Below are 21,798 nucleotides of genomic sequence, written 5' to 3'. Positions count from 1 at the left end.
ATCGCGCTATTGCGGCTTTTTGTCGTTGGAGATGCGGACCAGATAATCCGCCTTGCTGTACTGCATGTGATCGACGCAGAGTTGCGCCAGCGCCCAGCTATCGCGGCCCCTCAAGAGCTCGATCATCAATTCGTGCTGGCGGCGCGACAATGCGAGGCCTTCGCTGTCGGCGAGGTTCTTGGCGCGCATCGGCAGCGTCAGGTTCATGTAGTCCTGCAGCGAGCGGACGAGGTAGGGATTGCCGCAGGCCGAGAACAGCGCGAGGTGGAATGCATCGTTGGTTTCGTGAATGCCGCGCATGTCCTGCGCGTCGGCCTTGAGGCAGTAGTGCCGTTGCAGCTTGCTCAATTGCTCGATCAGGCTGTCAGGCGCGGGCAGGGCAATCATCAGCGCGGCCTGGCGCGTCAGCATCTCGCGCACCTCGTAGATCTGCCGTACTTCCTCGGCCGAATAGAACCGCACCGTGGCGCCGACATTCTTCTCGCGCAGCACGATGCCCTGACGTTCGAGCTGGAACAGCGCCTGGCGAACGAAATGCCGGCTCGCGCCGTAGCGCTGCATCAGGGTATCCTCGACCAGCCGCAAGCCAGGCGCGAAGCGGCCGAAGATGATGTCCTCCTCCAGCCGGCGGATCACTTCCGCCTGTTCCTCCTCCCGCGAGGGGGCCTGGAGTTCGGGCAAGGCGGGCTCGGCTTTCATGCGCTCTCGGCTTCGGGTCGGTGCCTGAGGTCAGCATGACGTCATGGCTATTGTCAATAATGGGGGCGGATTTGCGGCAGGCCAGCCGCGCTTCTCCGCCAGATTATCTCATATTGACAATAATTCCTGCCGCTCCTTAAGTGCGGCCAACCAACACACGGGAAGAGAAGAAAATGGCCGACGGACTTCGCAAGGGACTGACCAGCTATGGCGACGCCGGCTTCTCGCTGTTCCTGCGCAAGGCGTTCATCAAGGCGATGGGCTATTCGGACGATGCGCTCAATCGCCCGATCGTCGGCATCACCAACACCTACAGCGACTACAATCCCTGTCATGGCAACGTGCCGCAAATCATCGAGGCGGTGAAGCGCGGCGTGATGCTGTCGGGTGCGATGCCGTTCGTGTTTCCAACCATCTCGATCGCCGAGAGCTTTGCGCATCCGACCTCGATGTATCTGCGCAATCTGATGGCGATGGATACCGAGGAGATGATCCGCGCCCAGCCGATGGATGCGGTGATCGTGATCGGCGGCTGCGACAAGACCCTGCCGGCGCAGATCATGGCCGCCATCAGCGCCGATCTGCCGACGGTGGTGATTCCGGTCGGCCCGATGGTGGTCGGTCATCACAAGGGCGAGGTGCTGGGCGCCTGCACCGACTGCCGCCGGCTGTGGGGCAAGTATCGCGCCGGCGAGATCGACGATGTCGAGATCGAGGCGGTGAACGGCCGCCTCGCGCCGTCGGTCGGCACCTGCATGGTGATGGGCACGGCCTCCACCATGGCCTGCATCACCGAGGCGCTCGGCCTGTCACTGCCGATGAGTGCGACGATCCCGGCGCCGCATGCCGAACGCTTCCGCTCTGCCGAGGCCAGCGGCCGCGTTGCGGCCGAAATGGCGAAGGCCAAGGGGCCGAAGCCGAGCGAGATCCTGACGCCGTCGTCGTTCCGCAACGCCCAGGTCGTCATGCAGGCGATCGGCGGCTCGACCAACGGGCTCATTCATCTGACCGCCATCGCTAATCGTTCGCCGCACAAGATCGATCTCGAGGCGTTCGACAAGCTCGGCCGCGAGGTGCCCGTGCTGGTCGACCTCAAGCCGTCGGGCGAACACTACATGGAGCATTTCCATCACGCCGGCGGCGTGCCGAAGCTGATGGCGCAGCTCGGCGACCTCATCGACCTCGATGCCAGGACCATCACCGGTCAGACCTTGCGCGAGGTCGTCGCCAACGCGGAGGACGTGCCGGGGCAGGATGCAATCCGCTCCAAGGCGAACCCGATCAAATCCGAGGGCGCGATGGCGATCTTGCACGGCAATCTCGCGCCGCGCGGTGCCGTCATCAAGCAGTCGGCGGCGAGCCCAAAGCTCTTGCAGCACACCGGCCGTGCCGTGGTGTTCGAGTCGGTTGAGGACATGACGCTGCGGGTCGACGACCCCGAGCTCGACGTAACCGCCGACGACGTGCTGGTGCTGCGCAACGCCGGCCCGAAGGGCGCGCCGGGCATGCCGGAGGCGGGCTACCTGCCGATCCCGAAGAAGCTTGCGCGCACCGGCGTGAAGGACATGGTCCGCATCTCCGATGCGCGGATGAGCGGCACTGCGTTCGGCACGATCGTGCTGCACATCACGCCGGAGTCTGCCGTCGGCGGTCCGCTAGGTCTCGTGCAGAACGGCGACATGATCCGGCTCGATGTCGCCAAGCGCAGCATCGATCTGCTGGTCGACGAGGCCGAACTGCAGAAGCGCCGCGCCGCGCTCGCCCCTGCCGGCACGCCGGACTGGGCCAAGCGTGGCTACGCGCATCTCTTCAATGAAAGGATCCTGCAGGCCGACGAGGGCTGCGATTTCGACTTCATGCGCGCCAAGGGGAAGTAGCGAGCGCCGTTCGGCGCAGTTGCCGAATTATCGATAATTCGAGTGACGCAGTACGTGATCGTGCCTGTGGGCGTTCAATTGCCTCTGTTTTATTGACAATCCCGCGGGACTGGTGGGATGATCGCGTCAATCAAAAACAGGGGGAACGTCGCGATGGGCACTTCAGCCAGGATCGTCGGGATCGCCATGGCCGCGGCAGCGTTGCTGCTGCCGGCGTGCGTCGGCGCGCAGGAGGTCAAGCACTTCCGCTTCGCCTACGACCAGCCGCGCAACACCGGCTATTCGGTCGCCGGCGATCTGTTCGCCGAGAAGCTCAAGGAATTGAGCAAGGGGACGATGATCGTCGACCAGTATCCCGGCGCGCAGCTCGGCCAAGAGCCGCAGCTGCTGCAGCTCGTGAAATCAGGCGATATCGAGTTCGCGATCGTCTCCTCCGCCAACACGGCGACGATCTCGCCGCAGGCCGGCGTGATGTCGCTGCACTTCCTGTTCCGCAACGACGCCCATGTGATCAAGGCGCTGGCGGACCCGAAGGTGTTCGACGCCATCAGGACGATGATCGACGAGACCACACAAGGCCTGCATGTGATCGGCACCGGTTCGCAGGGCGTGCGCCACATCTACAGCAAGAGGGAAATCCACAACGTCGGCGACCTCAAGGGCGTGAAGGTGCGGGTGCAGGCGACCGCGACCGAGGACACCATGTTCCCGGCCTATGGCGCGCAGACGGTGCACATGCCGTTCGGCAGCGTCTATACCTCGCTGCAGACCGGCGTGGTCGACGCCGCCGAGAACAGCATCAACGTCTATCTCGTCAACAAGCACTATGAGGTCGCGCCCGTGCTGTCGATCACCGAGCACGAGGCCAACAATGCCCTGCTGTTCGTCTCCGACAAGCTGTGGCAGAGCCTCTCCGCCGAGCAGAAGCAATGGGTACAGGCCGCCGCCAACGAGGTCAGCGCCAAGGAGCCGCAGAAAGCCTTCGAGCTGGAGCGGAATGCGCTGACCAAGCTGAAGTCGTTCGGCGTCAAGGTGGTCGATGACGTGGACAAGAAGAGCTTCACCGCGATCGCCGATCCCTATCTCGATAAGCTCGCCAAGGAGCTCGGCCCGCACGCGGAGAAGATCAAGAACCTGATCCGCGCCATCAATTAGACCAGCGTCGTCCCGGCCGAGTGCGCGATTGCGCACGGGGGCCGGGACCCATACGCCGCGGCGTTTCAGTTGAGCGATTAGGTCGCCGACTTTCTGCAACCAACTCGAGCCGGGGGTAATGGGTCCCGGCCTTCGCCGGGACGACGGGGAATTTCGAGCCATGGCCATCGCCGACAGACTGGTGCTGCAACGGCAGCGGCATCTGAAATGGCGGGCGCTGGATCGGCTCGAGCTGATCCTGATGATGCTGTGCGGCCTGTTGTGCTTCGGCTTCTCGCTCTCGGTGACCGCCGACATCGTCACCCGCACCATCGGTCATCCCTGGCTGTGGCTGCAGGAGGTGACCTCGACGCTGTTCATCTACGCGATCTTCGTCGGCGCCGCGGTCGCGACCAGGCGCAACGATCATCTCTATCTCACCGCGCTTTCGGAGGCGATGCATGGCAGGTCGCGGCTGGTCGTCGAGATCGTCATCAGGCTGGTGGTGCTGGGCGTCGCCTTTTGCCTGGTCTGGTACGGTTATCAAAACTACCTTCGCGGCTTCGGCAGTTTCCGGCTGCCGTCCGGCACGCCGATCGCGTCGCTCTATGCGGTGATCCCGCTGTCCGGCATCCTGATCGGCCTGTTCACGGTCGAGCAGCTCGTCAACGGCATCCGCAACGGATTTGAGCATCCGGAGCCGCCGGACGAGGATCTTGCGATTCCCGCGATCAATACCAGTGCGACCACGGGAGCGCAGCCGTGAGCGCACCGGTCGTGCTGGTGTTGATGTCGTCCTGCTTCCTGTTCTTCGGTTATCTCGGCGTGCCGGTGCCGTTCTCGCTGATGGCGGGCGTATTCGTCGGCGCAATGCTGTCGGATGTATCGCTCGCCGCGATCATCCAGAAGATCTTTGACGGCGTCGATTCCGAGGCGCTGCTGGCGATCCCGTTCTTCCTGCTGGTCGGCGAGCTCATGAGCTCGGCGAATGTCGTGGTCCGCATTGCCAACCTGTCGGTCTCGCTGGTCGGTCATATCAGGGGCGGGCTGTCGCAGGTCGTCGTCGTGTTCAGCATGTTCTTCTCGGAGATGTCGGGCTCGACCACCGCCGATGTCGCTGTGATGAGCAGGGCGCTCGGCGGGCCGATGCGGCGGGAGGGCTATGAGCCGGCCTTCATCGCCGCGATCATCGCCTCGGCCTCGACGATCGCGGCGCTGGTGCCGCCGAGCATCACGGCCGTGGTCTATGGCGCGGTCGGCAATGTGTCGATCGCGGGTCTGTTCATGGCCGGCGTGGTGCCCGGCCTGATGATCGGCTTCGGGCTGATGATCTATTGCTATTTCTTCGGGCCGTCGGGCCTGCGCAAGCCGCGGGCGCCGCTGCGCCAGATCGCGTTCGCCGCCGGTGACGCCGCGCTGCCGCTGATGATCCCGGTGATCCTGCTCGGCGGCATCCTGACCGGCTGGTTCACGCCGACCGAGGCCGGCGTCGTGGCGGTCGCCTACATCATCCTCGTCGTGATCCCGGCGCTGAACCGCGGGCACCTGAAAAAGATCCCGTATGACTTCTGCCTGGCCGGCCTGATCTTCTCGCTGCCGCTGATCACGATCGGCGCGGCAAATGCATTCGGCTGGATGCTGGCCTATCTGCGCGGCGCCATCTACATCGCCGACTGGATCACCTCGATCGCGGGCAACGATCCGCACCTCATCATGCTGCTGATGGTGCTGCTGTTCACCGTGGTCGGCGACTTCATCGAGCCGGTGCCGACCATCATCATCTTCATGCCGCTGGTCAACGCGCTGACCCAGGCGGGGGACATCAACGGCGTGCATATGGGCGTCGTGCTGATCGCGACGCTCGCTTTCGGCCTGATCACGCCGCCCTACGGGCTGGTGCTGCTGATGGCCTCGAAATTCGTCGGCATCAGCTTTGCAAAAGCGCTGCGGGCGGCGCTGCCGATCTACGTCGTGTTCCTGGTCACGATCTGCTTCACGATCTATTTCCCGAAGGTCGTGCTGTGGCTGCCCAAGCAGGTGATCCCGGAATCCGTCGGCTGCTTCAAGGCGCCCGGCGGCAGCGGATACATCTGCCCGAATTAAAGCCTGATGAGATTAGGTCGAGCTGGAACGGCGTCGCAAGTTCACCTCTCCCTTGGGAGAGGTCGATTTGCGCAGCAAATCGGGTGAGGGGTTACGGTCTATCGAGAGAGCAAGAGCCCTCACCCGGATTGCACTGGACGATGCTTCGCATCGCCAGGCGCAATCCGACCTCTCCCCAACGCGGAGAGGTGAACCGAGACCGCGCCAAGCCGGTTCAGCCCAAACTTATCCCGCTTTAGCCCAACCCCTATTTCGACTTGCTGGCGAACTTCTTCACGGCGACGCGGAAATCCTCGGTATGCATCGACGTGATGATCTTGTGTTCCTCGGCATCGAGCTGCTGCTTGGTCGGTGTGGTGGCCGCCTGATAGACCAGCGACTTGGTCCCCGCGATCGCGGCGGGCGGATTTTTCGCCAGGCGCTCGGCGAGCTGCCGGGTGGCTGCCTTCAGCTCGGCTGCGGGGACGGTCTTGACGACCAGTCCCCATTCATAGGCTTGCTGCGCGGTGAAGCCATCCTCGGCGAGGAAAATCTGCAGCGCGCGACGGGTCCCGACCGTGCCGACGATGCCGACCGTGCTACCGCCGTCCGGCGATACGCCGATCTTGGCATAGGCGGGCGTGAAACGGGCATCCTCCGCGGCGATGCACAGGTCGGTCACGAAGGCGAGGCCCATGCCGGCTCCGGCTGCCGACCCGTGCACGCTGGACAGCACGATCTTCGGCATCCGCCGAACCGTCTCGATGAAGGCGTGATAGTGGTGAAGCATCTCGCCGACCACGGGCGCGATGTTGTTGGCTTCGGTCGCAGCACCGATGGTTTGCAGGTCGCCGCCGGCGCAGAAGGCGCGGCCTTCGCCCTCGATGACCAGCACGCGGATGTCCTTGTTGGCTTCGACCTCGGCGCCGAGCTGCTCGAGCTTTTTGGCGATCGTCATGTCGATCGCGTTGAACGCGGCCGGCCGGTTCAGCGTGATGGTCGCGATGGCGCCGTCGATGCGGAGCAAAGCGGGGTCGTTGGGGGAGGCGGGATCGGGCATTTTGAGGACCTTGGGCTTGTTATTTCCGGACATTTAAGGCCTTGGCGGGAGCTGTGGCAATCCGGCAGGGGCTCGAAGGCGGCTTTCGGTGCCCTGATTTGCCGGAGACCCCCTTGCATCAGGGCGAGCCATGGGGCCAAATGGCGCGCGCCTTCGGTACGCAGACACGAGCGCTGTGGTGACGGGGCACGCAAGCTAACATCGACAAGAGGAAACGGCATGGGTCACTCCTGCTCGCGCGTATTTGGGTTGTTCCGATGACAGGCTCGGTCATCATCGTCGGCGCCGGACATGCCGGCTTCCAGCTCGCGGCGTCGCTGCGCCAGGCCGGCTTCGCCGAGCGCATCGCGCTGATCAATGACGAAGGCCATTTGCCGTACCAACGGCCGCCTTTGTCGAAGGCCTATCTGAAGGGGACCGGAGGGCCCGAGACCCTGATGTTCCGGCCCGACAAGTTCTACCAGGACAACAAGATCGAGCTGATCTCCGATCGCGCCCATGCCGTCGACCGCAATGCGCGGAAAGTGGCACTCGCCTCCGGCGCGTCGCTCGACTACGGCCACCTGGTGTTCGCGACCGGCGCGCGGAACCGGCTGCTCGATATTCCCAACGCAAAGCTCGACGCAGTCCGCTACCTGCGCACCCTCGACGAGAGCCAGGCGCTGCGCGATCTGATCGCACCCGGCATGCGCGTCGTTGTGATCGGCGCGGGCTTCATCGGGCTCGAATTCGCGGCCACCGCGCGGGCCAAGGGCCTCGAGGTCGACGTGGTCGAGCTCGCCTCGCGCGTGATGGCGCGCGCGGTGACTGCCGAGATCTCCGAGTTCTCGCAGTCGCGCCACAGCGCCGCCGGCATCCGGATCCACCTCGGGGTGCAGGTCACGGCGATCGAGGCCGATGGCGCCAAGGTCACCGGCGTCAGCCTGAGCAACGGCACGCACATCCCGGCCGATCTCGTCGTGGTCGGCGTCGGCGTGCTGCCGAACGTCGAGCTCGCCGCGGAAGCCGGCCTGCCGGTCGCATCGGGCATCATCGTCGACGAGCATCTTTCGACCGCCGATCCGAATATCTCCGCGATCGGCGATTGCGCGCTCTACACCAGCAAGCGCTTCGGTGGATCGCTGCGGCTGGAGTCGGTGCAGAATGCGACCGATCATGCGCGCTGCGTGGCGGCGCGGCTGACCGGCAAGACCGAGGTTTATGACGGCCTGCCGTGGTTCTGGAGCGACCAGGGGCCCGACAAGCTGCAGATGGCGGGCCTCACCACCGGCTACGACCGCGTCGTGGTGCGCGGCGACCGCGCGCAGGGGGCGTTCTCGGCGTTCTGCTACCGCGGCGACAGGCTGCTCGGCATCGAGTCGGTCAATCGCGCCGGCGATCACATGTTCGGCCGCCGGCTGCTCGGCGCGGGCGGCTCGATCACGCCGGAGCAGGCGGCGGATGCGAGCTTTGACCTCAAGAGCGCGCTGGCGTGACAACCTCGTCGTCCCGGCGAAGGCCCATAGGCGCTAAAATAGGATTTGCGCGTTGAATTTGTATGTGATTCCAAGAAGGGATGAGACACGAATCGCTTGTGAACGAAGACTGGGCGCGTGTTGTTGCTCGGCTTGGTGGGGCTAAGGCTCTGGAGGTTGGCGCGCGCGAGACGAAGGCGTTTGTTCGTCCGCGCGAGATCACCAATGCAGTTGATTTGCTGCGGCTGATCCTTGCGTATTGTCTGGGCACGCGGGGTTTGCGGCTGACGGCGGCGTGGGCGACGTCGGTGGGCCTTGTCGACATCTCCAACGTGGCTCTGTTGTATCGCTTGCGTCAGTCCGGAGATTGGCTGGCGCAACTGATAGGTCAGGCACTTGCGAGTGGTGCGCCGAAGGCAAGCCGCGGTCGGCTGATCCGCATCGTTGACGCCACGACGGTCCCCAAAGCCGGAACCGAGGGCAGGCAAAACAACGCAGTGTGGCGTATCCACAGTGCGTTCGATCTTCCGCAAGAGCGCTTTGGGCACTTCGAGCTGACCGATGAGGGCGCAGGCGAGACACTGGATCGGATACCCGTGACTGCCGGCGAGATCCGTCTTGCCGACCGTGCCTACCTGCAACCAGAGCGCATGGCGCATCTGGTCGATGCCGGCGCGGACTTCGTGATCCGCGCGGGCTGGAAGAGCGCGCGTTGGCTGGATCGCAACGGCAACCTTGTCGATCTCATCGCAGAGCTGCGCAAGGCCTTGGCAGGCGGCATGATCGATCGACCGATCTGGATAGAGCGCAAGTCCGGTGCGCAACCGCTTGCTGTGCGCTTGGTCGCGGTCAAAAAGCCGGCGCATGCGGCCGCGGAGGCGCGACGCAAGGCACGCAGGACAGCCCAGAAGGGAGGCCATCAACTCTCCAGGCAAACGCTTGAGGCCGCAGATTGGGTAATCCTGGCGACCTCGCTCAAGGGCGAGGACTTCACGGCTGCTGACGTCATTGCCCTCTACCGGTTGCGATGGCGGATTGAGCTCGGCTTCAAGCGGCTGAAGAGCTTGATTGGCTTGAAGGGACCTCCCGGAACTGACCAGCGGTCCGCTAAACCCCATATCCTCGCTCACCTGCTGATCACTCTACTGCTCGAGCCGCTGGTCGACGAACTCGAGGACTCTCCCCGCTTGGACGAAGCCGCCTGACCAGACCTTCCGCATGGCGCCTGCTACGTCAGCTCATCGCCTCATGGCTCCAAGCCGTCATTCCCCAACCCACGATCGCTTGTCTGCGCAGAGCAAGCCGTGCTCTCCGGCGACATCTGCGCGAGCCCCCCAGACGCAAGCGCCGCTATCAGGCAATGATCAAACTATCTTAGCGCCTATGGGCGAAGGCCGGGACCCATACTCCGCGGCCTGTGTTGTGAGCGGGATCGTCGTTCCAGCGCTGCACAACATTGGACATTTGTGGTTATGGGTCTCGGCCTTCGCCGGGACGACGCGTGGAGAGAGCGGCCTTCACCTCTTCAACGGTCGGCATGGACGGTGCAGCGCCCATTCGCTGCACGCAGATCGACGCAGCAATGTTGGCGTATGACATCGCAGCCTGGATCTGCTGTCCGTCCGCGAGCAGGGCTGCGACGGCTCCGACAAAGCAGTCGCCTGCGCCGGTGCTATCGACGGCTTTGACCGCTCGCCCCCGATCGACGTGCATGTTGCCATTGACGAGGGCAACAATGCCGCGCTTGCCCAGCGTAACGCAGATGATCTGGTCCTCGCGGACCTGCAGCGACCGCGCGGCCTCCATGAATGTCTCGTATTCGTCTCCGTCCTTGAGCTCGCGCCCGGTGAGCAGGCCAAGCTCGGTCTCGTTGAGGATCAGGACGTCGACAAGATCGAGTAGCGCCTTGTCGACCGGTTTGGCCGGTGCCGGATTGAGGATGGTGGTGGCCCCGGCGGCGCGGGCGCGGCTGAAGAATGCGGCGATCGTCGGCAGCGGGATCTCGAATTGGCTGACCGCGACGTCACCCTTCGCAAGCACGGGGGCTGCGACATCATCGGCATCGACCAGCCCGTTGGCGCCCGGCACGACGACGATCGTGTTGTCGGCATTGGCAAGCGTGATGATCGCCGTGCCTGAATGCGTGCCGCCGGTGTCCTTGACGAAAGTGAGATCGACGCCTTGCGCGGCGAGGAAGGTTCGCAGCTCCTTGCCGAACGCATCGGTGCCGAGCCGGCCGACCAGCGTGGTCGGCACGCCCTGCTTGGCCGATGCTACCGCCTGGTTGGCGCCCTTGCCGCCGGGAAAATACAGTACGGCCTCGCCGGCGACGGTCTCGCCTACCTTCGGATGGCGCTCGGCGGTCGCCACCACGTCCATATTGATGCTGCCGGCGACGAAGACGCGCCCCATGCCCAATCCCACTCTGTCCTGTCAGACCGCGGCGCCGAACTCCTGCTTGACTGCCTCGATGTCGGCGAGCGTCGGCAGGCCGGCCTCGTTGCCGAGCTTCTGGATCTTGAAGGTCGACGCTGCGCGCGCGAACTCGAAATGCTCATGCCAGGCTTTGCCGGGATTGGCGAGATAGGAATAGATGTAGGCGCCGTGGAAGACGTCGCCGGCGCCGTTGGTGTCGATCACGCGCTCGCGCGGAATCGGCAGTGCCGGCAGCGTTTGCACAATGCCCGCCTCGTCATACCAGAGCAGGCCGCGCTCACCCATGGTGACGCCGCCGACCCGGCAGCCGCGGCTCTTGAGATAATCGAGCATCTGCTCCGGCGTCTTGTCCATCTGCTCGCACAGCCGTTCGGCGACGATCGCGACGTCGATGAATGCGAGCAGCTCGTGGGTGTTGGTGCGCAGGCCGCCGCCGTCGAGCGAGGTCAGGATACCGTCCTCACGGCAGAGCTTTGCGTAATGGATCGCGGCGTCCGGCTGGTGGCCGTCGATGTGCAGCGCGCGGCAGCCCTTGATATTCAGCAGCGGAAAGGGATGGATGTGCTGGTCGTCGCGGCAGCGGACGATGGCGCGCTTACCGTCGTTGGGCATGATGAAGGACAGCGAGGAGGAGTTCACCTTGCGGGGATGGAACGAGATGCCGTACCTGTCGGCCATGTCCCAGAACATCCGGCCCAGCCAGTCATTGGCCATGGTGGCGATCAGGTCCGGTTCGATACCGAGCTTGGCGCAGCAGAACGCCGCGGTCACCGCGTTGCCGCCGAACGACACCGCATAGGCGTCCGCAACGTGCTTCTCGTCGCCGACAGGCATGTGATCCGTGATGAAGGTGACGTCGATATAGGTCTGTCCGATGAAGAGAGCCTGCATTCGCTTCCCGTGATCGCTTGGTGTGGTCCCGGCCGAAGATGAGACTAGCACCGCTGATCGGCCGATATCGCTGAAATTATTCGCAACCCTGCTTGGTTTACAGGTAGAGATGATGGATGTGCCGGGCCGTTCTGGTATGCGGCATAACGGCCGGTGGCAGGCCGCGGTTCCGGGATGCGCAAGGAGAAGCACAATGACGGCAGATTCAGGGAGGCCAGAGCCATGATTACCGGTCTCGATCATGTCGTCGTCCTCACCGGCGACATTGCTGCCGCCAGCGCCGCCTACGAGACGCTGTTCGCGCGGGCGCCGGCCTGGCGCAACAGCGGCGACGGCGCCGACCGCGTGCTGTTCACGCTCGACAACACGACGCTGGAATTGATGGCGCCGCGCGGCGACGACGATGCCGCCCAGCGCGTCCGCGGTGCGCTCGTCACGCAAGGCGAGGGGCTTGCGAGCCTCTGCTTCCGCACCAGCGATATCGCCAGGACACACCGCAGGCTCGAGCGGCTGACCCTGAGGCCCGAGCCCGTCGCCGAGGTCGAGAGCCGCGATGAGACCAGCGGCGCCGGGCTGTCGTGGAAGCGCACGCGCGCGGCGACCGACGCGACGCGGGGGGTGCGCATGTTCTTCCTGGAGCGGGCGCAGGAGCGGCCGCTGTCGGTGCGCACCACGCCGGCCTCGATCACCGCGATGGATCACGTGGTGGTCTCGACCGCCGACCCGGAGCGAGCGGCCGCACTCTACGGCGCGCGGCTCGGGCTCGACATGGCGCTCGACCGGTCGCATCACGAGTGGGGCCGGCTGATGTTCTTCCGCTGCGGTGACCTCGTGGTCGAGGTCACGCACCGGCCGGGCAAGGAAAACAAGGCGGAGACGGACGCGCCGGACCGGCTGCGCGGCATCTGCTGGCGCGTCACCGATATAGATGCCACCCGCGCGCGGCTGGTTGCCGCCGGCGTCGACGTCTCGGAGATTCGCACCGGCCGCAAGCCCGGCACGCGCGTGATGACGGTGCGCAACGGCACGTGCAGCGTGCCGACGCTTCTGGTGCAGCCCTCACAGGGAAAGCCAGACTAGGCCGCGTTTCATGCGCGCGTCGTCCCGGCAACGTGCGTGCGAAAGGCACTGAGTTTCATCGTCTTTCCGGGGCTCGCGAAGCGAGAACCCGGAATCCATCAAGCAACGTGTTCCGCGGATGAATAGATTCCGGGTTCGTGCGGAGCCTGTCGTCGGGCGCGCATTCGCGCGACCCGGTGGCACGCCCTCAGGTGCCCAATTGCGCACCGGGGAATGACAAAGGAGAGGGACTGCCCGCGCTGCGAGAAATATTCCCGCATGGCCGTCACGACAACATTCGTTCGCAAACGCCGCGCGTCATGCTACATTCATCAGCCCAGCATCACGGGCGATCGATTTGGCGAAGGCAAAGCGGATACAGAGATGGCAGCGCGACCCCCAGGGGATGCGACTGCGGATTCTCGAGGCGGCCAAGCAGGAGTTCGCCGCCCATGGCCTTGCCGGCGCGCGGGTTGATCGCATCGCGGCCAATGCCGACGCCAACAAGCGCATGCTCTATTACCATGTCGGCAACAAGGAGGATCTCTATCTCGAGGTGCTTGAGGGCGCCTACGAGAAGATCCGCGCCGAGGAGCGCACGCTCGATCTCGAGCATCTCGACCCGCCCGAGGCGATCGCGCGCCTGATTAATTTCACGTGGAACTATTTTCTGCGCAATCCCGAGTTCCTGGCGTTGCTGAACACGGAAAACCTCGCCAAGGCAAAGCACCTGAAGCGCTCGACCAAGGTCAAGTCGATGCACTCGCCGTTTGTCGAGATGATCCGCACAGTGGTGACGCGTGGGGTCGAAAGCGGCGATTTCCGCGACCCGGTCGATCCAGTGCAACTCTATATCTCGATCGCCGGGATGGCGTTCTTTTATCTCTCCAACAGCGCCACGCTGAGCGTGATCTTCGGCCGGGACCTGCTCAAGAAGGACGCCCGCGACGAGCGGCTGGAGCACATGACCGCGCTGGTGCTGGCGGCGCTGACCGGCAAGTCCACCGCCGCATTCGGCGCGATGCCGGTGCGGCACGCCGCGGAACACCGCGTGGTTTAAGTTCCCGAGCTCGCTAAGACCTCATTGCGAGGAGCCGAGCGACGAAGCAATCCATGCCGCAACACGCGGAGCAAATGGATTGCTTCGCTCCGCTCGCAATGACGCCGTAGCCCGGACGGAGCCATCGGGCGCGCGTTCGCGCGACCCGTTGGCTTAATCCCGGGCTACCGACCATCAAAAATCTCGCCTGACGAAAGTAGCGTGCTTCGGCGCGATTTTGCCGCGTGCCAGGGGCTGGACAGTATTTATCCAACGGGTTAATTTCTACTCGAACGAGAGAGACTGGAAGGGAGCGTGACGTGGCGGAGGCAAAGAGCCCTTCGGGCGTGTCGAAGGTGCTGAATGCGGCGTGGGTGCGTCCGTTCCTGTTCCTGGTGGTCATCGTGGTGGCCTGGGACCTCGCGATCCGGCTGTTCCACATCCCGGCCTATCAGATCCCGTCACCGGGCGACGTCGTCGCGGTGCTGTGGAGCGACTGGCCGGAGCTGCTGCGGCAGTCCTGGCCGACCACCTATGCGACGATCTGCGGTTTCCTGCTCTCGGCACTGTTCGGCATTCCCGCAGCGATGCTGATCGCGGGCTCGAAGACGGTGGAGAGCTACGTCTATCCGCTCCTGGTGTTCTCCCAATCGGTGCCGAAGATCGCGATCGCGCCGCTGTTCGTGGTGTGGTTCGGCTTCGGCATCATCCCCAAGGTGATTTCCGCGTTCCTGCTCGGCTTCTTCCCCGTCGTGGTCTCGGCGGTGCAGGGCTTCAAGTCGGTCGATCCCGACATGGTCGACCTGGCGCGCGCGATGCAGGGCAGCCGCTTCAAGGTGTTCTGCGCGGTCAACCTGCCGCATGCGATGCCCGCGATCTTCTCCGGCCTGAAGGTCTCGGTGACGCTCGCCGTGGTCGGCGCGGTGGTCGGCGAGTTCGTCGGCTCCAATTCCGGCATCGGCTACGTGATGCAGCGCTCGATCGGTACCTTCGACCTGCCGACGATGTTCGCAGCGCTGGTGATCCTGGCGCTGCTCGGCGTCATCCTGTTCTGGATCGTCGACCGCATCGAGCGGCTGGTGATCCCCTGGCACGTCAGTCAACGCGACGACATCATCTTCGCGTCCTAGCGCAGCAGCCGGACAAGCGGCCCAGACAAGGGCCGCGGTACAATAAAAGGGAGAACAACCATGAAGCGTTTGATTGCGGTCGCCGGCGCGGCACTGGCCTGGACCGCGCTTGCGGTGGCGCCGGCATCTGCCGCCGACAAGGTCGTGCTGATGCTGAACTGGTACGTCTATGGCGAGCACGCGCCGTTCTATTACGGCAAGGCCAAGGGCATCTATGCCACTGAGGGCATCGACCTCGAGATCCAGGAAGGCCGCGGCTCGGCCGCGACCACGCAGGCGGTGGCCGCCAAGACCGCCGATTTCGGCTATGTCGACGTGCCCACGATGATGCGCGCGGCAGTGAAGGGCGCGCCGGTCATCGCAACCGGCGTGCTGCTGCAGACCAGCCCGATGTCGGCGATGGGCTTCGTCGACAAGAACATCAGGAAGCCCGAAGACATCAAGGGCAAAACGGTCGCGATCACCCCGGCGGATTCGATGACCCAGATCTGGCCGCTCTTCCTGAAGAAGACCGGGCTGAAGGAAAGCGACTTCCAGACCGTTGCCGGCGACGGCCAGACCAAGCTCAACGCCGTGATCAACGGCCAGGCCGATCTGTTGCTCGGCTACGTCATGGACCAGTCGATGAAGATCAAGGACGCCACCGGCAAGGACGTCTATCCGATCAAGTTCGCCGACTACGGTATCAATTTGGTGTCGTCGGGCATTATCGCGAACTCCGATTACGTGAAGGCCAATGCCGACCTGGTCCGCCGCTTCATGTCGGCGACGACCAAGGCGGTGGAAGCCGCGGAGAAAGAGCCGAAGGCGGCCGCGCAGTCGATCCTCGATGCCAACCCGAAGGGCGGCAAGATCGACACGCTGACGCAGGGTTTCGAGCTGACGATCCCGCTCTATCGCACGGCGGAGACCAAGGCCAAGCGGCCGTTCCAGGTCACCGACCAGAACATGACCGAGTCGGTCAACCTGATGGTCGAATATGGCGGCCTCGACACCAAGGCCAAGGCCAATCCGAAGGCGTTCTACACCAACGACTATCTGCCGAAGGGTAATTCGTGAGCCACAAATATCCCCGGTCGTCCCTGCGCAAGCAGGGACCCATAACCACCAACTTCAATTGTTGCGGAAGGTCTCGACCCGCGTGTCCGAGGGCGAGGGCACGGCGTATGGGTCCCTGCTTGCGCAGGGACGACGCGTCGAGAGGCCTGCGATGAACCCGGCGATCAAGCCAATCCATATCGACCAGCCCGCCGCGCATCTGCGCCTGGTCTCGGACCGCGCGGCCGGCGCCACGCCGGGCATCAAGCTGTCGGGCGTGTCGAAGACCTACCGGTCGCGCGACGGCGACGTGCCGTCGCTGCGGCCGCTCGACTTCACCATCAATGACGGCGAGTTCTTTGTCGTGGTCGGGCCCTCCGGATGCGGCAAGTCCACGCTGCTGAAGATGATCTCCGGCCTGTTGCCGCCGACGACCGGCGAGGTGCTGGTCGACGGCGAGCCGGTGACCAGGCCGCACGGCAATGTCGGCATCGTGTTCCAGAACGCGCTGCTGCTGCCGTGGCGCAACATCCTCTCCAACGTGATGCTGCCGATCGACATGAAGCGGCTGCCGCGGGACAAATATCTCGCCCGCGCCAAGGCGCTGCTGCAACTGGTCGGGCTCGAGGGGTTCGAGAAGAAGCTGCCCTGGCAACTGTCCGGCGGCATGCAGCAGCGCGCCTCGATCTGCCGAGCGCTGGTGCACGATCCCAAGATCATGCTGATGGACGAGCCGTTCGGGGCGCTCGACGCCATGACGCGGGAGCGGATGAATGTCGAGCTGATGCGGATCCAGCGCGAGACCGGCAAGACGGTGCTGCTGATCACGCACTCGATCCCGGAAGCCGTGTTCCTCGCCGACCGCGTTCTCGTGATGACCGAGCGGCCCGGCGCGATCGCTGCGATCTACGACGTGCCGATGCCGCGGCCGCGCTCGCTGGAGACGATGTCCGATCCGGTCTTCACCGAGCTGGTGCAACGGATCCGCAAGCATTTTTTCACGCAGGGGTCGCTGGACTAGACCCATGAGATCTAACAAGCCTCTCACCGCATCATCGGTTCACCTCTCCCCCTGTGGGAGAGGTCGGATGGCACCGTTAGATGCCATCCGGGTGAGGGGTTCCGATCTCTCGTGGGACCCGCGCCCCCTCACCCGGCGCTTCGCGCCGACCTCTCCCCGGTGGGGAGAAGTGACGCGCGCGGAACCGGCTCGATCAAACCATATTGAACTTTGGCGTTGAAACTCCAATGCCGCTTCGCCTCAAAGTCAACGATATCGCCTTCTTCGAACGGCCGCTGGTGTTCGCCCGGCCGTTCCGTTTCGGCGCGGTGACGATCACGGCGTCGACGCAGTTGTTCGTGCGGGTCGAGATCGAGGTGGAAGGCAAGGGCCGCGCCACGGGCGCCAGTGCCGAGATGCTGGCGCCGAAATGGTTCGACAAGCGGCCGCAGCTGACGGAAGCACAGTCGCTCGACGGCCTGCGCCGTTCGCTTGCGATTGCCCGCGAGCTCTATCTGGCGAACCGGTGTTTCGAGACCGCGTTCGGCTTGCACGCCTTGTGTATCGGCCCGCAGGTTGCGGCCTGCGCTGCGGAGGATATTCCGCCGCTCGCCGCCGGCTTTGGTCCGGCCGAGATCGACAAGGCGATCCTGGATGGATTGCTGCGCGTGGCGGGTGTCAACTTCTTCGACGGCATGACCGGCAATGTCGCTGATATCGACGCGCGGCTGACGCCGGATCTCGACGACGCGGCTATCGTACGGTTCCTAGCGACCCGCAAGCGGCTCGATCGTGTCGCCGTCCGGCATACAGTCGGGATGGACGACAAGGTTGAAGGCGAGGGCGGCGTCGCCGACGCAGGCGAGAATGCCGGTGCGCGCTATTTCAAGCTCAAGCTGAATGGCGATCCCGCCCATGACGCGGCGCGGCTGGCGCGGATTGGCAGCGAGCTCGCAAGGCTGGCTTACGCCACTAAAGTCACGCTCGATGCCAACGAGCAGTACGCCGACCTTGCCGCACTGGGCGCGCTGGTCGACCGGCTCGACCACGATGCGGCGCTTGAATCGATCGCGGCAAACTTGCTCTACATCGAGCAGCCGATGCCGCGCGATATCACAAGGTCCTCGCCGCTCGGGACGCTGGCCGGGCGGAACTTCATCATCGACGAGGCCGACGATTCCTACGATGCGTTCGCGCAGGCGCGGGCGCTCGGCTATCGCGGCATCTCCTCGAAATCGTGCAAGGGCATTTACAAGTCGATCATCAATGCCACGCGCGCGGCGGCGTGGGCCACCGGTGGCGATCGGTACTTCATCAGCGGCGAGGACCTGACCTGTCAGGCCGGGCTCGGCGTGCAGCAGGATCTCGCGCTCGGGGCGCTGATCGGCGTCACCCATGCGGAACGTAATGGACATCATTACGTCGACGGCTTTGCCGACACCCCGGCCGATGAGGCCGAGGCTTTCCTCGCCGCGCATTCCGATCTCTACACGCGCGCCGGCGGCAAGGTCCGCCTCGCGATCCACGACGGTGATCTGCTGACCGGATCGATCGCCGCCATACCGGGCTTTGCCAGTTCGGTCCATCCGGACTGGTCCACCATGCAGCCGCTCAAGCGGCCCACACCACGCGTTTCGCAGGAGCAGACAGTATGACGACCAAACGCCTCGGCCTGATCATGAACGGCATTACGGGCCGGATGGGGCTCAACCAGCATCTGATCCGCTCGATCGTTGCGATCCGCGAGCAGGGCGGCGTGCTGCTCGCGAACGGCGACCGCATCATGCCCGATCCGATCCTGGTCGGCCGCGATGCCGAGAAGGTTGCTAGCCTGGCCAAACGCTTCAACATCGAGCGCCACACCACCGATCTCGATCGCGCGCTGGCCGACAACGGCGATACCGTGTTCTTCGACGCGGCCACGACGCAGGCGCGGCCTTCGTTGCTGACCAAGGCGATCAACGCCGGCAAGAATGTCTATTGCGAGAAGCCGATCGCGACCAATCTCGAGGAAGCCGTTGCGGTCGTGAAGCTCGCCAATGCCAAGGGGCTCAAGCACGGCACGGTGCAGGACAAGCTGTTCCTGCCGGGCCTGAAGAAGCTCGCCTTCCTGCGCGACTCCGGCTTCTTCGGCCGCATGCTCTCGGTGCGCGGCGAATTCGGCTATTGGGTGTTCGAGGGCGGCTGGCAGGAGGCGCAGCGGCCGTCCTGGAACTACCGCGCCGAGGATGGCGGCGGCATCATTCTGGATATGGTCTGCCACTGGCGCTACGTGCTCGACAATCTCTTTGGCGAAGTCGAGAGCGTGGTCTGCATCGGGACGACAGATATCCCCGAGCGCTATGACGAGAAGGGCAAGAAGTACCAGGCGACCGCCGACGATTCCGCCTACGCCACCTTCAAGCTGAAGGGCGGCGTGATCGCGCATATCAACATGAGCTGGGTGACGCGGGTCTACCGTGACGACCTCGTCACCTTCCAGGTCGACGGCACCCATGGCTCTGCGGTGGCGGGCCTGACCGACTGCATGATCCAGCCGCGCCAGGCCACGCCGCGGCCGGTGTGGAATCCGGACGAGAAGCGCATGCACGATTTCTATGCCGACTGGCAGAAGCTCCCTGAGAACGTCGTCTACGACAACGGCTTCAAGGAGCAGTGGGAGATGTTCATCCGCCATGTCTGCGAGGACGCGCCCTACAAATACACGCTGCTCGAGGGCGCCAAGGGCGTGCAGCTCGCCGAATGTGCGCTGCAGAGCTGGAAGGAGCGGCGCTGGGTCGACGTCGCGCCGATCGTGGTCTGAGAAAGGGCTTTTGCCATGAACAAGCCAGTCCTGCCCAAGCCCATCCTGACAAAGTCGTCGCTGTCGCTGAAGCTGCCGACCGCCGATGGCGGCCTCGAGACCTATCGCCTGGCGGCGTTGCGGACGTTTCCGGCGAAGCTCGAGGGCACGCTGAACCGCGTCGCGTTCTCGGCCGCCCATGTGGTCGCCGATCCGCGCGCCGACGTTGATCCATGGCTGACGGCTGCGATCGACTGGGACAAGACGATCGCATTCCGTGAGCACGTCTGGGACCTCGGCCTCGGCGTTGCCGAGGCGATGGATACCGCGCAGCGCGGCATGGGCCTCGATTGGACGACCTCGCTCGAATTGATCCAGCGCTCGGTGAAGGCGGCGAAAGCAAGAGGCAACGCGCTGGTGTTTTCGGGCGCCGGCACCGACCATCTCGCGGTGGCGGACGCCAAATCGATCGACGATGTGATCCGCGCCTATGAGGAGCAGATCGCGGCGGTCGAGAAAGCCGGCGGTCGCATCATCCTGATGGCCTCGCGCGCGTTGGCAAAACTCGGCAAGAGCGCGGAGGACTACGCCAGGGTCTACGGCCGCGTGCTGTCGCAGGTCCGCGAGCCCGTGATCATCCACTGGCTCGGCGACATGTTCGATCCGGCTCTGTCTGGCTACTGGGGCACGGCCGATCTCGACGAGGCGATGGACATTGCGGTTGCGATCATCAACGCCAATGCCGCCAAGGTCGATGGCGTCAAGGTTTCGCTGCTCGACAAGCAGCGCGAGATCGACATGCGGCGGCGGCTCGACAGCAGCGTGAAAATGTACACCGGCGACGACTTCAACTATGCGGAGCTGATCGCCGGCGACGACAAGGGATTTTCCCACGCGCTGCTTGGCATCTTCGACGCCATCGCGCCCGCCGCGTCCTATGCGCTGTCGCGCCTGGCTGCGGGGGACGAGGCCGGCTTCCACGACGTGCTGGGACCAACGGTGCCGCTGTCGCGCCACATCTTCAAGGCGCCGACGCGCTTCTACAAGACCGGCATCGTGTTCATGGCCTACCTTAACGGCCATCAGGACCACTTCACGATGGTCGGCGGACAGGAGAGCGCGCGCTCGACATTGCATCTCGCCGAGCTGTTCCGGCTCGCCGACCAAGCGGGGCTGCTCGCCAATCCGGAGCTCGCGACGCGTCGAATGGCGGCGATCCTGGCCACGCGGGGCGTTGACGCCTGATGCGCGATTTTTCCAACGACCACCGCTGGCTGTCGCTGAACACCGCGACCGTCCGCAAGCAGGGCGATCTCATCGCCATCATCGATGCCTGTGCGCGACACGGCATCCGCGCGATCGATCCCTGGCGTGACCAGGTCGCTGCCGTCGGCCTCGACCGCGCCGTGCGCGCGGTCAAGGACGCCGGGCTCGATCTGTCAGGCTATTGCCGCGGCGGCATGTTCACGGCTGACAGCGCGCATCGCAGCGAGGCGCGCGACGACAATCGCCGCGCGGTGGACGAGGCGGCCGCGCTCGGCGCGTCCTGCATCGTGCTGGTGGTCGGCGGCCTTCCGCAATATTCGCGGCCGGGCAGCGCGGCGTCCAAGGATATCGCTGCGGCACGGTCGCAGGTGCACGACGGCATCGCCGAGATGCTGGAGTACGCAAAACAGGCAAAGCTGCCGCTCGCGATCGAGCCGCTGCATCCGGCCTATGCCGCCGACCGCGCCTGCGTGAACACCACGAAACATGCGCTCGACATCTGCGACACGCTCGATCCCGTTCGCACCGGTGCGATCGGCGTTGCGCTCGACGTCTATCACATCTGGTGGGACCCCGAACTCAAGAGCCAGATCGCGCGCGCCGGCAAGGATCGCCTGCTCGCGTTCCACGTCTGCGACTGGCTGGTGCCGACCAAGGACATTCTCAACGATCGCGGCATGATGGGTGACGGCGTCATCGACATCAAATCGGTGCGCGCGGCGGTCGAGGCGCAGGGCTATGCCGGCTATTCGGAGATCGAGATCTTCTCGAATGACTGGTGGACGAAGCCGATGGATGCGGTCCTGACGACCTGCATCGAGCGGCACCGCTCGGTGGTCTGACCCAACCAC

General features: G+C 64.5%; 19 protein-coding genes. 15 read left to right on the top strand and 4 right to left on the bottom strand.

Features of this window, described 5'->3' with window-relative positions; all coding sequences use genetic code 11:
- Positions 1-6 precede the first annotated feature (6 nt).
- Positions 7-699: a GntR family transcriptional regulator gene (locus ACVW1C_RS07790; protein ID WP_456757908.1), complete on the bottom strand. Its 693-nt coding sequence runs from the start codon at positions 697-699 to the stop codon at positions 7-9.
- Between the two features lie 173 nt (positions 700-872).
- On the opposite strand from ACVW1C_RS07790, the gene ACVW1C_RS07785 reads away from it, so the two are divergent.
- The 4 genes from ACVW1C_RS07785 (at position 873) to ACVW1C_RS07770 (ending at position 5,813) form a co-directional block, all read left to right on the top strand.
- Entirely contained in the window at positions 873-2,576 is a 1,704-nt protein-coding gene (locus ACVW1C_RS07785) for an IlvD/Edd family dehydratase (RefSeq protein WP_456757907.1), read from the top strand.
- 186 nt (positions 2,577-2,762) lie between these two features.
- Positions 2,763-3,731 (top strand): TRAP transporter substrate-binding protein, encoded by a 969-nt coding sequence (locus ACVW1C_RS07780; RefSeq protein ID WP_456763017.1) that lies wholly within the window; start codon positions 2,763-2,765, stop codon positions 3,729-3,731.
- A gap of 160 nt (positions 3,732-3,891) precedes the next feature.
- The gene (locus ACVW1C_RS07775; protein WP_456757906.1) at positions 3,892-4,476 is read left to right on the top strand and encodes a TRAP transporter small permease; all 585 of its coding nucleotides are present in this window, start codon (positions 3,892-3,894) and stop codon (positions 4,474-4,476) included.
- Positions 4,473-5,813 (top strand): TRAP transporter large permease, encoded by a 1,341-nt coding sequence (locus tag ACVW1C_RS07770; protein ID WP_456757905.1) that lies wholly within the window; start codon positions 4,473-4,475, stop codon positions 5,811-5,813. Before ACVW1C_RS07775 ends, ACVW1C_RS07770 begins: the two co-directional genes overlap by 4 nt.
- Before the next feature lie 247 nt (positions 5,814-6,060).
- Here ACVW1C_RS07770 and ACVW1C_RS07765 read toward each other — a convergent pair whose 3' ends face one another.
- Positions 6,061-6,852, bottom strand: a complete 792-nt coding sequence (locus ACVW1C_RS07765) for an enoyl-CoA hydratase/isomerase family protein (protein ID WP_456763016.1) — start codon at positions 6,850-6,852, stop codon at positions 6,061-6,063.
- A gap of 257 nt (positions 6,853-7,109) precedes the next feature.
- Between ACVW1C_RS07765 and ACVW1C_RS07760 the strand changes: the two genes are divergently transcribed.
- The gene (locus ACVW1C_RS07760) at positions 7,110-8,327 is read left to right on the top strand and encodes an NAD(P)/FAD-dependent oxidoreductase (RefSeq protein WP_456757904.1); all 1,218 of its coding nucleotides are present in this window, start codon (positions 7,110-7,112) and stop codon (positions 8,325-8,327) included.
- A gap of 98 nt (positions 8,328-8,425) precedes the next feature.
- Positions 8,426-9,511, top strand: a complete 1,086-nt coding sequence (locus tag ACVW1C_RS07755; RefSeq protein ID WP_456756841.1) for an IS4 family transposase — start codon at positions 8,426-8,428, stop codon at positions 9,509-9,511.
- 265 nt (positions 9,512-9,776) lie between these two features.
- On the opposite strand, the gene ACVW1C_RS07750 is transcribed toward ACVW1C_RS07755, so the two are convergent.
- Together ACVW1C_RS07750 and ACVW1C_RS07745 are read right to left on the bottom strand one after the other, a co-directional pair.
- The gene (locus tag ACVW1C_RS07750; RefSeq protein WP_456757903.1) at positions 9,777-10,718 is read right to left on the bottom strand and encodes a ribokinase; all 942 of its coding nucleotides are present in this window, start codon (positions 10,716-10,718) and stop codon (positions 9,777-9,779) included.
- Positions 10,719-10,739: 21 nt separating this feature from the next.
- Entirely contained in the window at positions 10,740-11,633 is an 894-nt protein-coding gene (locus ACVW1C_RS07745; protein WP_456757902.1) for a sugar kinase, read from the bottom strand.
- A 222-nt stretch (positions 11,634-11,855) separates the two neighbouring features.
- On the opposite strand from ACVW1C_RS07745, the gene ACVW1C_RS07740 reads away from it, so the two are divergent.
- The 9 genes from ACVW1C_RS07740 (at position 11,856) to ACVW1C_RS07700 (ending at position 21,789) form a co-directional block, all read left to right on the top strand.
- Positions 11,856-12,713 (top strand): VOC family protein, encoded by an 858-nt coding sequence (locus ACVW1C_RS07740; RefSeq protein WP_456757901.1) that lies wholly within the window; start codon positions 11,856-11,858, stop codon positions 12,711-12,713.
- Between the two features lie 385 nt (positions 12,714-13,098).
- Entirely contained in the window at positions 13,099-13,752 is a 654-nt protein-coding gene (locus tag ACVW1C_RS07735; RefSeq protein ID WP_456757900.1) for a TetR/AcrR family transcriptional regulator, read from the top strand.
- 299 nt (positions 13,753-14,051) lie between these two features.
- On the top strand, positions 14,052-14,861 hold the full coding sequence (locus tag ACVW1C_RS07730) for an ABC transporter permease (RefSeq protein ID WP_456757899.1): 810 nt from the start codon (positions 14,052-14,054) through the stop codon (positions 14,859-14,861).
- A 60-nt stretch (positions 14,862-14,921) separates the two neighbouring features.
- Entirely contained in the window at positions 14,922-15,920 is a 999-nt protein-coding gene (locus ACVW1C_RS07725) for an ABC transporter substrate-binding protein (RefSeq protein WP_456757898.1), read from the top strand.
- A 151-nt stretch (positions 15,921-16,071) separates the two neighbouring features.
- Positions 16,072-16,920 (top strand): ABC transporter ATP-binding protein, encoded by an 849-nt coding sequence (locus tag ACVW1C_RS07720; RefSeq protein WP_456757897.1) that lies wholly within the window; start codon positions 16,072-16,074, stop codon positions 16,918-16,920.
- 227 nt (positions 16,921-17,147) lie between these two features.
- Positions 17,148-18,554 (top strand): hypothetical protein, encoded by a 1,407-nt coding sequence (locus ACVW1C_RS07715; RefSeq protein ID WP_456757896.1) that lies wholly within the window; start codon positions 17,148-17,150, stop codon positions 18,552-18,554.
- Positions 18,551-19,702 (top strand): Gfo/Idh/MocA family protein, encoded by a 1,152-nt coding sequence (locus ACVW1C_RS07710; protein WP_456757895.1) that lies wholly within the window; start codon positions 18,551-18,553, stop codon positions 19,700-19,702. The genes ACVW1C_RS07715 and ACVW1C_RS07710 overlap by 4 nt, the downstream gene beginning before the upstream one ends.
- A gap of 15 nt (positions 19,703-19,717) precedes the next feature.
- Entirely contained in the window at positions 19,718-20,926 is a 1,209-nt protein-coding gene (locus ACVW1C_RS07705; RefSeq protein ID WP_456757894.1) for a dihydrodipicolinate synthase family protein, read from the top strand.
- A complete protein-coding gene (locus ACVW1C_RS07700) occupies positions 20,926-21,789 on the top strand; it encodes a sugar phosphate isomerase/epimerase family protein (RefSeq protein WP_456757893.1) in 864 nt (287 codons plus the stop codon). The genes ACVW1C_RS07705 and ACVW1C_RS07700 overlap by 1 nt, the downstream gene beginning before the upstream one ends.
- Positions 21,790-21,798 lie beyond the last annotated feature (9 nt).

The organism is Bradyrhizobium sp. USDA 4011, from assembly GCF_054063415.1.
The sequence above is the reverse complement of the archived record's forward strand: the minus strand, read 5'-3'. Positions and strand labels throughout refer to the sequence as shown.